The following is a 13,151-nucleotide window of genomic DNA, read 5'->3' as shown; positions in this document are numbered from 1 at the left end:
GGCCGCTCCTTTCTCATCTATTTTGCGCTTCTCGCAATAAAATTACTCTCCGGTGTTTCGTTTTGCAAGAACCTCTGGTGTGCCGAGATATATTTACGAAAGATTGACGGTACCGCATATCCTGTTCTATGCACCGTTTCACTCGCCAGATGCAGTATAGGGACTGGTACTAATTATGTCGTTACCTATATCGATATTTCAAAAAGAATGACTAAGGAAAACGAAACAAATCAGCAGTCCTATGATGATGCGTTGGTTGTGTTACCAAGCTTTAATTTGCTAAACCGAGATGACATCGCAGTGCAACAAGCAACAATAAGTACCTTGAATGAGACAAGCTACCTAGCGCCTCCTGTTCGCGAGTTGATTATTGATCGATCTACAATCGAACGATCGATGATTGCGGCGCTGGATCGTAACGAATTTAAAGTATATTTTCAACCGCAAATAAAAGTAGACGGTAGCTTGATGGGGGCGGAAGCTTTGGTGCGATGGGAGCATCCAAAGCGCGGACTACTTCCACCATTAGAGTTCATCTCTCTGGCCGAGGAAACAGGAATAATTATTCAGTTAGGTCTATTCGTACTGGAGGAATCGTGCCGGAAAATTGTGGAATGGCAAGAGGATTTTAATATTGGTGAATTCAGTATGTCAGTTAACGTGAGCGCCCGTCAAATTCGTCATCCTGATTTCGTCACACAAGTATCAACAATATTAAAACGTACGCAGGCCGACCCCAAACGGTTAAAGCTCGAGTTGACGGAGAGCTTGTTAGTCGACAACCTGGAAGACACGATTTCTAAAATGAACCTGTTGAAGGCAAGCGGGGTTGGTTTTTCGTTAGACGATTTTGGTACGGGGTATTCGTCGCTGTCATACCTGAAGCGCTTGCCGCTTGACCAGTTGAAAATTGATAAATCGTTTGTTAATGATGTCTTGACCGATCAAAATGATGCTGCAATTGTGGAGATGATCTTGGCACTTGGCAAGAGCATGGGCTTGGCCGTGATCGCAGAGGGAGTGGAGACCGAAGAGCAACGATCTTTTTTAAGCGAGCGTGGGTGCAATGCTTTTCAGGGATATCTTTTTGGTCGACCCATGGCAATGGTCAGTTTTGAGACATTCTTAAATGTTAAGACATTTACAAACACGCTTTAGGTAGAGCGCGTTAAATAATCGATTAGTTATCGGGTTTCGTCTTGTTTGCGTTATTGCACTTTATTGCCACGTATAATATCGTTAGGGGTCTTCATATCTTATATAAACCATATGGATCCTCTAAGCCGACTCATCAAGTTAGTTCGACCGCAAGCCAGTCTTGACCTTCGGTGCTTGTTGGGGGGCGCGTTTTCTATTCAGCACGAACAAGAAGCTGAGGGAGTCGTTCCGTTTCATTTAGTTTTGAGCGGGACATGTGTTATTAAGACGAAAGGCTCAAAACCGTTAATCCTGGAGGCTGGCGATTTTGTGCTGTATCCGAACGGTGGAGCGCATTTAGTGCGGGATAACCTGGGTGGTAGTATGCCAATTAAGTCAACGTTAGAAGATGATGGCGACTTTCTGCCATTACGCAGTAATGGTAAGGGGGCGATCAATGCAGATTTATTGTGCGGACGCTTTCTTTGCGAGAGAGGGTCAGCCGCACTATTATTTGGAACATTACCTGATCCATTACATATTTCTTTAGCGAGGAGCCATCCTCTTCTTGCATTACAAACGTTGGTTGCTCTCATACGCGACGAGGCGGATAGCAAGAACTCCGGAGCACTAGCGATCGTTACCTCGTTAAGTCAGGCCTTGCTTGTCATGGCACTGAGAATTTATGGTGAACATCAATCGGATGTACCAAATATTCTGACACTGTTAACGGATAGCAGGTTGAGTGCTTCAATTCAAGCATTGATGATCGCCCCCGGGCATCAATGGACCATTGCCGAACTTGGTGCTAGGGCGGCCATGTCTCGGGCCACTTATGCGCGTCACTTCAAAGCCAAAGCCGGTATGACCGTATTGGAGTTTCTCTCGCATGTCCGGATGGCGACGGCCAGTGCATTATTACTTCATACCAAACGAAATGCGGGTGACATCGGCATGGAAGTCGGCTATCAATCTGAAGCCGCTTTTGGCAAGGCGTTTCGTATCAACACAGGATTCACACCGGGAAGATATCGGCAACAACTTCAAGAAAATGTAGCGGCTAATCAGAAATAAATCACGGTTCACTTTGAATGAAACGGATTGAGACGAATGCGTAGTTTCTTGGTTCTTTAGAACTATCGTTTTTCTGACAATCCTGAATACAATAGTTTCGTTGTATCCCTTTAGAAACTACTGGAGTTCATTATGTTTTCAGATTGGAAGTCTCTCGTCCCTCATATTAAAAAGTCGTTCGGTACCTTAAGTAAAGCACATCCTAAAATGGTGGCTGCTTACCAGGCGCTGGATTTGGCGTCTGCGGACGGCGGCGCACTTGATCCCAAGACACGTGAGCTGATCTCTCTTGCCGTCGCCGTAACGACGCGCTGTGACGGTTGTATTGGCACTCATGCTCAGGCAGCCGCTACCCATGGGGCTACTGAGGCTGAGATTGCTGCTGCTCTTGCAACAGCAATTTCATTGAATGCTGGAGCTGCGTACGTATACTCGCTCCATGCGCTAGAAGCTTTTAGTTCATTTTCGGATGCAAAGAAGCTTATCGCTTAAATCCAATAAGTTTCTTTCAAATATCACATGAGCGTTCGACGTCAATAATTAGTCTGGAAGTTGGCATTAATAGATCTAAGAACCGTCTTCTTGATTTATTACAGTGTGGTGTCGCTGACCGCAAACCGTGCATGTAAGGTTGCGCGCCACGCGGATTTGCGTCCATTCCATGGTTTGCGCATCGAGTAGTAGCAAGCGGCCGAGTAGCGGTTTGCCTATGCCCATGATGACTTTGAGTGCTTCGGCGGCTTGCATGCTGCCGATGATGCCGACTAGCGGTGCAAATACGCCCATCCTGGCACATTGGATTTCTTCAAATTGCTGGTCTGGGGGGAACAGACAGGCGTAGCAGGGGGATGTTATCTCGCGGCTGTCGAATACGCTGATTTGTCCGTCAAACGAGATCGCTGCACCAGATATCAGTGGAGTACCAGATTCCACACAAGCTTGGTTGACCGCATGGCGGGTACTGAAATTGTCGCAGCAATCCAGGACGACGCTGGCGTTTTGGACAAGCTGTTGCAGGCGTTGGCCACCGATTTTTTCTTCCAAAGTGACGATCTCAATCTCGGGATTGATGGCTGCTAGGGTCTGTCTGGCGGAGTTGGCTTTGGATTGTCCGACGCGTGCGGTGGTATGCAAGATCTGCCGCTGCAAGTTAGTCAGATCGACGGTGTCATGATCGACAATCGTGATTTTGCCGACCCCAGCGCTGGCGAGATAAAGCGCGGCTGGCGATCCCAAGCCACCGGCGCCGATAATGAGCGCATGCGCACCACTGATCTTTTGCTGGCCTTCAATCCCGATCTGGTCGAGCAAAATGTGGCGAGAATAGCGAAGTAACTGCTGATCGCTTAGGTCGGTGGTATCGGGTTCGGTCATAGCGCTTCAATTGGAATTACGAGGTGAGCAATCATCCTACACGTTTGTATCGTTTCAGGCATCATTGCAAAATGAAAAACTGGCGATAGATATTTTGCCCGCACATCACCATCTTGCGTGAGATGGACTACTGGTCATTACCGGAGGCGCCGTTACATTATCTTCGATGCCTCATTCAAAGAAGCTCCGGTTATTTTCCGCGTTTGGTCATTGAAATCTGGAATAAGTAAGTCCACAATGCTAAGTCCAAATGTAAGATGAATATTTCTATTATTCTGCTTTTTCCAGCCATTCTGTATTTTTGTCAAACTCGAGCAAACCAGATTAACTTTGGATTTGTGACGAGGCTTAGAGGTAGCAATATTCGGCAGTAGTTTTGAACTGTTATTCATGCAATATTGCCGGCCATTTATTACTAAAGCCCTCATTAAAAATAGATCCAATTTAGAACTCAAGAAACCATTGATTCAACATGTGCCATTTTCTGTAACGGGATGTAAGCCTGCGCAAACGAAGTCGATTAATCGCCCCAGCTTGAATAGCTTCGTCTGTAGTCGCTTGCACTTCTTTTTGCATACCAAACTGCACTGACAACACACAAATATTGGTTACATTATTTTTAAATATGGTGTGATTTTTGGGTGAATATTTACTGAAATTTATTTAATAATTAGAGCTACTGATTTGAATTGCCAATCGGGGTATGGATAGATGAAAGCATGCCTTGTTCAATGCTTCGTTCATTCAACCCTTATCAAGCTCAATATCTATTCAACGAGGTTCATACTTTATGAATTTTTTTCGTACAAATGTACGCCAATTATGGCTGCCGTGTTTGTTCTGCGCATTGACGCTTTCCGCTACCTTTCATGCCGAAGCGGATGACGTCAGTCAAATCACCAGCAATGGACAAAGGCTTACTCAATTTTTAGATCAAACACGGGTTGAGGAGTTGTGGCCAGCGGGTGTCCATGTCGCATGGGAGACAGGAGTACCAAATGGAAAACCGGCTAAAGGTGAAGGCAAGCATACTCACTGCAGTGCTTTTGTCGCTGCCATCGCCAAGCGATTAGGCATTTACATCTTACGACCACCCGATCACAGTGCCCAGCTGTTAGCCAATGCCCAGTACGATTGGCTTCTGACGCAAGGTGCACCAAAGGGATGGGAAGAACGACTGAGCTCTAAGCAGGCGCAGCAAGCAGCCAACAGTGGCGTGCTGGTCGTTGCCGTCTACCGCAGTCACCACGACGATAAGCCAGGACATATTGCGATCGTACGACCGGATTTAAAATCCGGGCGTGCGCTTGACTTGGAGGGACCACAAATCACACAAGCTGGAGCGGTTAATTACCTGAGTGCCACGCTAGCCCAAGGATTTGCATCGCATCCCTTGGCTTGGAAGAAAAAAGAAGTCCGTTATTTTTCGCATGATATTGAGTGGGAAAACGTCCAATAATGACAAGCTCAACAAATCTTACCCGCACTAAAAAACTGGTAATTGACTACGTAAACCAACCAGATTTCGATATTCTGGTTATCGCCAACTTCACCATAAAAATTCGGAGACTCAAATTGAGTATCCGATAGAGCTTTCATTTTTCTCTAGTGATCTTTTATGCCATAGCCTTAATAACCGTCAAATCCGCTTAGGCTCCAGACCACTATTTCCTTAGATTGCCTCTTTGCATTGAGGGCATAAAAAATCGCAGAGCTTGCTCGTGCGACTAATGATCAATAGCCCTATTTTACTGATACTCCCCCTTTCAGTAGAAAAAATGCCTCTGATGCCCAATATTTATATGGGGGATTAAATATACTAATTAGGAGTATATTTATTTACCCTACTTTGAGGCGATAAAAAGGCCGCACGATATGCGCCTCGGTCAGATCAGATCGTGACATGCAGGACACGATCTTAATCATTGTCGTTTTATTTTTTCTTTGAATCCGCTTTAGATTCCTCTTTGCTATCTTCTACGACATCTTTTGGATCAACTTTGGTGACTTTGACTGGCAAGCCTTTTAAGTGATTTAAGGCTTGCGCCAATTGGAAGTCATCTTTACTGCCGTATTCCAATGGTTTACTTTTTTTGGCGAGAGCGATCAGGCGCTGTTCTTCTTCCACCTCGTCAACCTTGGATTTATTGGCTTGCTCAGCTTCTTTGTCGTTATTTAAGTGCTTGTCTAAATCTACTTCGCGTGTGCGCAGGCTGTTGAAGCCGTCGCCTTCTGCAGTTTCTTCCACTGCCAGATCAGGGGTGATACCTTTAGCCTGAATCGAGCGACCGTTCGGTGTGTAGTAGCGTGCGGTGGTCAGTTTGACGGCTGTATCGGCAGAGATCTGGCGTATAGTTTGTACCGACCCCTTGCCAAAACTTTGAGTCCCCAGAATGGTGGCGCGTTTGTAATCCTGCAAAGCACCTGCCACGATTTCGGACGCGGAGGCTGAGCCAGTATTAATCAGCACGACCATCGGCACGTTCTTAATCGCTTCTGGCAATTTGCTGAGCGGATCGCCGATGGCGCGGGTGGCATAGTTTTCACGCTTAGCGGTGTAGCTGGCTTTGGAGTCGGCTAACTGGCCGTTGGTCGTGACGACGACGGCATCTTTCGGCAAAAACGCGGCTGAGACACCAATCGCACCAGGCAATACGCCGCCCGGATCATTGCGTAAATCGAGCACCAGACCTTTGAGATTAGGATCTTGCGTGTACAAAGCCTGAATTTTTTTGGCCATGTCTTCAACTGTCGGCTCCTGGAACTGGGCTATCCGCAACCAGGCGTATCCGGGCTCTACCATCTTTGCTTTAACGCTTTGCTGTTTGATCAGCTCACGTGTGATGGTGACGACGATAGGCTTATCCTCGTTTTTGCGCGCCAGCGTCAGCGTGATTTTGCTATTTGGTTCGCCACGCATTTTTTTGACGGCTTCATCCAGACTCAGACCTTTGATCGGTATCGAATCCAGACGGGTGATCAGATCGCCCGGTTTGATGCCGGCGCGATAAGCGGGCGAATCTTCAATCGGAGAAATGATTTTGACGTAACCATCTTCCATCCCGACTTCAATGCCCAGACCGACAAATTTGCCTTGCGTACCTTCACGTAATTCTTTGTAGGCTTTTTTATCCAGATAAGCTGAATGCGGATCGAGTGAGGCGACCATGCCAGAGATGGCTTCGGTCAATAGTTTGCTGTCTTCTACGGGCTCGACGTAGTCGGTCTTGATCATGCCGAAAACGTCAGCCAGTTGCCGTAGTTCTTCGACGGGCAAAGGTGAACCGGTATTTTTTTGTGCCAAAGCAGAAAACTGGATCGTCGCGGCAACGCCAGCGATAACGCCAAAACTGATTAAGCTAAAACTTTTTATTTTGCTACCCATTTCAATATCCACATCTCATCTGATTGTTGCCCACGTCAATGGGTCGAATACGCGCCCTTGATACCTTAGCTCAAAGTATAAACCTGATTCTTCATTGCCGCCGCTATTACCCGCGCTGGCGATGACGTCGCCGGTTTTTACGATGTCGCCCACATGTTTTAAGACTGCTTGATTGTTGCTATATAAACTCAGATATTCGTTACCATGATCTACAATCACCATATTCCCAAAACCGCGTAGCCAATCGGCAAACACTACTCTGCCAGCCGCAATCGCTTTGATTTCTGCGCCTTCTGCGGTCTTGATAAAAATACCTTTCCAGCTAGGACCATCCCCGCGTTTGCTACCAAACTTGGCGATTAATTCCCCTTTTACTGGCAATCGTAGTTGTCCTTTTAACTTGCTAAAATTGCCGTCAAAACTAGTCGCTATTGGTGTTTGCTCATTTTTTGCGATCACTTTACTCGGAGGTTCGTCATCGTCGATCGCATCAGGATTGGTCGGCTTACCGGATTTTTTATTTTTCAGTGCTTTTTCTTGAGCGAGTTTTTCCAGGCGCTGTTTTTCTTTTTGTTTTGCTAATTGTGCTGCGCGTTCTTGTTCTGCTTTGATTTGTTCCGCAATCAATTTATTTAATTGTGTGACCAGATTGCCGAGGCGTTGCTCATCTTTTTGCAGATTGTCGGCCTCTTTCTTTTGCGCGTGTAGTTTGTCGGCCAATTGCGCTAACAAGGTGCTACGTTTTTTCTTCTCGCCCTCTAAGGCTTTTTTATGTGTGATTTCTTCTTGCGCGATTTCGTCCAGATCGTCTTTAGCGTCTTGCTCTTCTTTGGCATTTTTTTGTACTGCGGCCAGGCTGGTGCGCAAGCCTTCTATCATTTTGGCCTGGGTTTGCGAGACATAACCCATGTATTGCAAATCACGATTGATACGGTTGGGATTGTCGCCCGATAGTAGTAGCTTGATGCGGTCGCTGTCGCCACGCATATATTGATGACGCAAAAAATCCGAGAGCTGCTTTTTTTGCTGCTCGACCTTGGCGCTGAGTCTGCTCTGTTCGGCTAATAATTGTTGCAGGCGGGTCTGGGTCTCGTTTTGCTCAGTTTGCAAATCGCGCAAAGAACGATTGGCTTCAGAAATGGCTTGCTCAGAATCAGCCAGTGCATCGCTAGCTTTGTCTTTAGCCGACTCTGTTTTATTAATATCTTTTTTGAGTGCTTGCAGCTTTTGCTGTAACTCAGTGCGCTGCGCTTCGACTTGATTTTTTTGCGTCGTGCGGGCATTACTAGCTGCTTGAGCGGGATTACTTAGTCCACAGAATAAACTGAACAAACTGCCAAGCATCAGCAGGCACATGCCCAGCGGCACCCGTGAAGAGTACGCTGGCCTGGTGCCTGTGTTTACTTTGTCTGCTTTGGTGTTGGTGTGCGTCACTGCGTTCAGCATCAAGGTCTTATCATGGTCTTACTTCGATTTCCCTTGGCTGGCAACTGCGTGCAATGCCGCTTCAATCGCGGATTGATCGCCCAGATAGTAATGCTTGATGGGTTTTAAATCGGCATCCAACTCATACACCAGCGGTTGTCCGTTAGGTATATTTAAGCTGACGATATCTGTATCGCTGATGCCATCCAGCATTTTGATCAAGGCGCGCAAACTATTGCCATGGGCACTGATGATGATGCGTTTGCCGGCACGAATGGCGGGGGCAATTGTATCGTCCCATGCAGGCATGACGCGGTCTACCGTGTCTTTTAAACATTCCGTCAGCGGGATTTGTGAACGCTTTAAACCAGCGTAGCGAGGATCGTTGAACGACGTACGGGGGTCATTTTCTGGTAAGGGATTGGGCGGTGTATCGTAGCTGCGACGCCATACAAGAACCTGTTCATCGCCATACTGGGCAGCTGTTTCTGCCTTGTTCAAACCTTGTAGCGCGCCGTAATGGCGTTCATTCAAACGCCAGTCGTGTACCACGGGCAACCACATCAGGTCCATTTCATCCAGCGTGCCCCAGAGTGTGCGGATAGCGCGTTTAAGGACGGAGGTATAAGCCACATCAAACATAAAACCAGCTTCTTTTAAGACTTTGCCTGCCTGGCGCGCTTCTGCTACGCCTTTTTCAGTCAGATCAACATCGGTCCAGCCAGTAAAACGATTATCAAGATTCCAGGTGGATTCGCCGTGGCGCATCAAAACGATTTTGTACATGGTGTAATGAAGTGTGATTAAAAAGAAGTTTGGAGTTTAGGACTTACGCAAAACAGTAGAGCAGCAACTACAACAGCATCTATTTTATAATGGGCGCGTTCTTTAAAACCATTTATAACGATCTATAACCATATTACCCATTGGAATACTGTGAAATTCTTAATTGAAAACATCTGGATGATTGCCGTCGCCCTCATTTCTGGCGGTGCTTTGTTGTTCCCTGTACTGCAACGTCGTGGCGCCAAGCTAACGCAATTGCAGGCAACGCAAGTCATGAACCAGGGTAAAACTGTCGTGTTAGATGTACGTGACGCAGAAGAATTTGCTGCCGGTCATTTGCCAAACGCTAAAAATATTCCTCTGGCCGATTTGTCTAGCCGCTTGAAAGAACTAGAAAAATCAAAAAACGGTACCATCATCACTGTGTGCGAGCGTGGTGTGCGGTCTGCATCAGCGGTTGGCGTACTCAAGAAGGCTGGATTTGAGCAAGTGTTTAGCCTTGAAGGTGGCGTTTCTGCTTGGAAAACCCAAGGATTGCCAACAGTGAAGTAATTGCCGGATGACAAGTAAGTCAGTTCGGTGAATAATTGAATAAATCATTAAAATACGTAGATATTTAAGTTAGCAGGAGAAAATCATGACAGCGCATGTCGTAATGTATAGCACCGCAGTTTGCCCATATTGCACGATGGCAGAGCGCCTGCTGAAGTCAAAAGGTGTGGACGAGATTGAGAAAATCCGTGTCGATCTGGACCCAGTTGTGCGTGAAAACATGATGCAAAAGACCGGCCGCCGGACAGTACCGCAGATTTACATCGGCGAAACGCATGTCGGCGGTTTCGACGATTTGTCGGCGCTGGATCGTACTGGCAAGCTGGAAGCTTTATTGAATCCCGCTTGATCAGGCGATGAATCGGCTTTGATCTGACTGCGGTTTTGCTCAATCAGAGCTGTTTTGCTGGCGTGTAACACAGTGCTTTCCTTGCCAGAGCCTTAATAAAATGTCATCGCATTGACAAATCAATCAGCAAAAATCACTTAAATAGCAGATTTTTGCTGATTTTGCATTTCACTTGGTAGAATAATGCGCCGCGATCTTGAAATGGCTTAAATCAGCTCTACCTACAGCCATCTCGCTGTTCATTAATTGTTATTAATCTTTTAGAATTTTTAGAAAGTCTCACATGTCTGACGAAAATCTGCAGCCCGTATTTCAAATTCAACGCGTTTATCTGAAAGATTTGTCGCTTGAACAGCCAAACTCCCCAGCTATTTTTCTGGAACAAGAAGCACCAACGATCGAAGTCGCTCTGGATGTCAGCGCAGCGCCATTAGCCGATGGTATCGTTGAGTCCATCGTGACTGTAACGGTGACTGCCAAGGTCAATGATAAAGTTGCTTTCCTGGTTGAAGGCAAGCAAGCAGGTATTTTTGAAGCACGCAATATTCCTGCAGATCAGTTAGATCCACTGCTGGGTATTGGTTGCCCAAATATTATCTATCCTTACCTGCGCGCCAATATTGCTGATGTGATTTCCCGTGCGGGTTTCCCACCAGTACATTTGTCTGAAATCAATTTTGAAGCTTTCTACCAACAGCGTTTGCAAAATATCGCTGAACAGCAAGCTAAATTGCAAGCTGAAGGCGGCGAACAAACGCCCGCAACGACACACTAATTGCGTGTGATCGAGTATTAGCCCGGTGAGCTGGTTAATGACTAAATTAGCTTAGTTAATTGACTTAGCTAATTGACTTAGCTGATCGGGTTTAAAGTGGAAATTACTATGCGTCGTTCTCTGATTTTATCTGTACTGTTAGGTATCGCTTCTTGGTCTGGCATCGCCCAGGCCTTAGAGTTTAGAGCTATCGGTGCGTCCCCCGTGATTTTGTATGATGCGCCATCGACCAAGGGCGGCAAGGTGTATGTTGCGCCGCGTGGCATGCCAGTGGAAGTGATTTTGACTTACGGCACCTGGAGCAAAGTACGCGACATGGGTGGCGATTTAAGCTGGGTAGAATCAAAAGAATTGGTCGCGCGTCGCAATGTCGTTGTACGTGTCGCCAATGTCAAAGCCCACTCGGCTGCGGATGAAGCCTCGCCTATGGTGTTTAGCGCAGACAAAAATGTGTTGCTGGAAATGGCCGAGCCGGTGTCATCAGGATGGGTTAAAGTAAAGCACCGCGATGGACAGATTGGCTATGTCAAAGTGTCTGAAGTCTGGGGCGTGTAGCAGGCTGCAAGGCGATCGAAAAAAGGACAGCATGCTGTCCTTTTTTATATACTCCCCTCATTTATAAGAAAATATGCCCTATTGTCCAGTGAATATTTGGACGGTTAATAAATACTGTATGGGGTATATATCTAATCTTTACCTGTATTTTCACAACGAGGTCAGGCAATCATGAACATAAGCGTACTTGGCGCTGGTGCCTGGGGCAGTGCATTAGCGATTTCTCTTGCCACTAAAAATCAGGTGTTGCTTTGGGGACGCAAGCCCGAGCTGATGCAGCAAATGCAGACTCAGCGCGAAAACCAGACCTATCTTGCGGGCTGTCCTTTCCCTCCAGATTTACAAGCCACAGCCGATTTTGAGCAGGCTATGGCGCATGCAAGTTCGGCAGACGGCTTGTTGATCATTGCCACCTCAGTATCTGGCTTACGGCCTTTATTGCAGCAATGTCTGCCATTTCAGCCGAAGCATGTGGTCTGGTTGTGCAAAGGCTTTGAAGAGGGCACGCAACTGTTACCGCATCAAGTGGTGCGCCAGGTTTTGGGCGATGCGGCGCAGGCGGGCGCTTTATCTGGTCCCTCATTCGCGCAAGAGGTTGCTAAGGGTTTGCCGTGTGCACTGACCATCGCTTCTACCTCAGCAGAGCTGTGCCAAAAAGTCGTCAGTGCGGTGCATGGGAATGCGATTCGGGTGTATTCCAGTGACGATGTGGTCGGTGTAGAAGTCGGTGGTGCAGTGAAAAATATTCTGGCCATCGCGACTGGCATTGCTGATGGTTTGGGTTTGGGTTTAAACGCCCGTGCAGCCTTGATGACACGCGGCCTGGCAGAAATCAGCCGCCTCAGCGCCGCTCTAGGCGGACGCGTGGAGACTCTGATGGGTTTGACCGGCGTAGGGGATTTGATTTTGACATGTACCGGAGATTTATCACGCAACCGCAAAGTCGGTCTGGCGTTGGCGCAGGGTAAATCCTTGTCGTTGATCGTACAAGAATTAGGACATGTTGCCGAGGGCGTGCGTTGCGCGCAGGCAGTCAAAACTTTAGCCGCCAGTTTGCAGGTGGAGATGCCAATTACCGATGCCGTCGCTGGCGTGTTGTTTGATCAAATTTCTGCGCAGCAGATGATTGCCCGTTTATTGGCGCGTGATGCTAAGCAGGAAGTGCTCTAACTTTATCAATGTTTGACGAAGATATCGAGGACTATGGTTGTGTGTAAGTGCGGCGCAACTTGGGATGATGTAGCACGCGGTTGATCACGGAATCCAGCACGAGCTGGCTACGCAACAACTCCCGGGTTTTTTGTATGCCTAATGTCGGTAAATACAGTATCCCGAGATCGACCATAAACCGGGTACGAATGTCTTTTCTGCGCAAAGATAATTTGCGATGATAAAGTTGTTTGCGGCGTCTGCTTCCTGGCATACATATACCTTAGTCTTAAGACATTGCCTGACATTACATGACGCATCAATCTTAATCTTGTTCGCCTTCTATGGGCAGCTTTTTTGCTAAACGGTTTTGTTCTTGTCGTAGCGCCGACGCAGATTTTTGGTGGCTACCTGCTGCGCGCTGTTTTGCTGCAACGGCAACTGGATTGCGTGGTTTGGTTTGCGCAGGGTCAAGTCGAAAGGTCAGCTTTTGGCGCGTGCCTGTCGTTTTATTTGCCATCACTACTCCTTTCTCTTTTTAACTATTGTTTTGAAGTTAAGTTAATCGCTTGCAGTAACAAAGAGTATTA

The 13,151-nt window shown here is 47.0% G+C and carries 15 protein-coding genes; 9 read left to right on the top strand and 6 right to left on the bottom strand.

The genetic code is table 11. From position 1 onward, the window contains the following. The 3 genes from QN395_RS15265 to QN395_RS15255 form a co-directional block, all read left to right on the top strand. On the top strand, nucleotides 1-1,158 hold a 1,158-nt coding region (locus tag QN395_RS15265), incomplete at its 5' end, for an EAL domain-containing protein (protein ID WP_323492312.1). A gap of 111 nt (nucleotides 1,159-1,269) precedes the next feature. Then, on the top strand, nucleotides 1,270-2,211 hold the full coding sequence (locus QN395_RS15260) for an AraC family transcriptional regulator (protein ID WP_323492313.1): 942 nt from the start codon (nucleotides 1,270-1,272) through the stop codon (nucleotides 2,209-2,211). A gap of 132 nt (nucleotides 2,212-2,343) precedes the next feature. Beyond that, on the top strand, nucleotides 2,344-2,703 hold the full coding sequence (locus QN395_RS15255) for a carboxymuconolactone decarboxylase family protein (protein WP_323492314.1): 360 nt from the start codon (nucleotides 2,344-2,346) through the stop codon (nucleotides 2,701-2,703). Nucleotides 2,704-2,778: 75 nt separating this feature from the next. Here the strand turns inward: QN395_RS15255 and QN395_RS15250 are convergent, their stop codons facing one another. Beyond that, nucleotides 2,779-3,585 (bottom strand): HesA/MoeB/ThiF family protein, encoded by an 807-nt coding sequence (locus QN395_RS15250; protein ID WP_323492315.1) that lies wholly within the window; start codon nucleotides 3,583-3,585, stop codon nucleotides 2,779-2,781. Between the two features lie 790 nt (nucleotides 3,586-4,375). Between QN395_RS15250 and QN395_RS15245 the strand changes: the two genes are divergently transcribed. Further along, nucleotides 4,376-5,044, top strand: coding sequence for a hypothetical protein (locus tag QN395_RS15245; protein WP_323492316.1), 669 nt, complete (start codon nucleotides 4,376-4,378; stop codon nucleotides 5,042-5,044). 474 nt (nucleotides 5,045-5,518) lie between these two features. On the opposite strand, the gene QN395_RS15240 is transcribed toward QN395_RS15245, so the two are convergent. The 3 genes from QN395_RS15240 to gpmA form a co-directional block, all read right to left on the bottom strand. Next, nucleotides 5,519-6,970, bottom strand: a complete 1,452-nt coding sequence (locus tag QN395_RS15240; protein ID WP_323492317.1) for a S41 family peptidase — start codon at nucleotides 6,968-6,970, stop codon at nucleotides 5,519-5,521. A 15-nt stretch (nucleotides 6,971-6,985) separates the two neighbouring features. Further along, complete coding sequence (locus QN395_RS15235) at nucleotides 6,986-8,314, bottom strand: murein hydrolase activator EnvC family protein (protein ID WP_416352059.1); 1,329 nt, start codon at nucleotides 8,312-8,314, stop codon at nucleotides 6,986-6,988. 120 nt (nucleotides 8,315-8,434) lie between these two features. Beyond that, on the bottom strand, nucleotides 8,435-9,181 hold the full coding sequence (gene gpmA / locus QN395_RS15230; protein WP_323492319.1) for a 2,3-diphosphoglycerate-dependent phosphoglycerate mutase: 747 nt from the start codon (nucleotides 9,179-9,181) through the stop codon (nucleotides 8,435-8,437). Between the two features lie 150 nt (nucleotides 9,182-9,331). Between gpmA and QN395_RS15225 the strand changes: the two genes are divergently transcribed. The 5 genes from QN395_RS15225 (at nucleotide 9,332) to QN395_RS15205 (ending at nucleotide 12,582) form a co-directional block, all read left to right on the top strand. Beyond that, nucleotides 9,332-9,733 carry a rhodanese-like domain-containing protein gene (locus QN395_RS15225; protein WP_323492320.1) on the top strand — a complete coding sequence of 134 codons (402 nt, stop codon included), beginning with the start codon at nucleotides 9,332-9,334 and terminating at the stop codon, nucleotides 9,731-9,733. An 85-nt stretch (nucleotides 9,734-9,818) separates the two neighbouring features. Further along, complete coding sequence (grxC, locus tag QN395_RS15220; RefSeq protein WP_322120938.1) at nucleotides 9,819-10,082, top strand: glutaredoxin 3; 264 nt, start codon at nucleotides 9,819-9,821, stop codon at nucleotides 10,080-10,082. A gap of 283 nt (nucleotides 10,083-10,365) precedes the next feature. Further along, a complete protein-coding gene (gene secB / locus QN395_RS15215; RefSeq protein WP_322120939.1) occupies nucleotides 10,366-10,857 on the top strand; it encodes a protein-export chaperone SecB in 492 nt (163 codons plus the stop codon). Between the two features lie 108 nt (nucleotides 10,858-10,965). Continuing rightward, nucleotides 10,966-11,412, top strand: coding sequence for an SH3 domain-containing protein (locus QN395_RS15210; protein ID WP_322120940.1), 447 nt, complete (start codon nucleotides 10,966-10,968; stop codon nucleotides 11,410-11,412). Nucleotides 11,413-11,583: 171 nt separating this feature from the next. After that, nucleotides 11,584-12,582, top strand: coding sequence for an NAD(P)H-dependent glycerol-3-phosphate dehydrogenase (locus QN395_RS15205; protein ID WP_323492321.1), 999 nt, complete (start codon nucleotides 11,584-11,586; stop codon nucleotides 12,580-12,582). Between the two features lie 31 nt (nucleotides 12,583-12,613). Here QN395_RS15205 and QN395_RS15200 read toward each other — a convergent pair whose 3' ends face one another. Both QN395_RS15200 and QN395_RS15195 read right to left on the bottom strand, forming a co-directional pair. Beyond that, the gene (locus QN395_RS15200; RefSeq protein WP_322120942.1) at nucleotides 12,614-12,835 is read right to left on the bottom strand and encodes a hypothetical protein; all 222 of its coding nucleotides are present in this window, start codon (nucleotides 12,833-12,835) and stop codon (nucleotides 12,614-12,616) included. A gap of 51 nt (nucleotides 12,836-12,886) precedes the next feature. Further along, nucleotides 12,887-13,081, bottom strand: a complete 195-nt coding sequence (locus QN395_RS15195; RefSeq protein WP_322120943.1) for a hypothetical protein — start codon at nucleotides 13,079-13,081, stop codon at nucleotides 12,887-12,889. Nucleotides 13,082-13,151: the final 70 nt, after the last annotated feature.

Origin of the sequence: Undibacterium sp. RTI2.2 (assembly GCF_035018705.1) — a bacterium.
Taxonomy (GTDB): domain Bacteria; phylum Pseudomonadota; class Gammaproteobacteria; order Burkholderiales; family Burkholderiaceae_D; genus Undibacterium.
The sequence above is the reverse complement of the archived record's forward strand: the minus strand, read 5'-3'. Positions and strand labels throughout refer to the sequence as shown.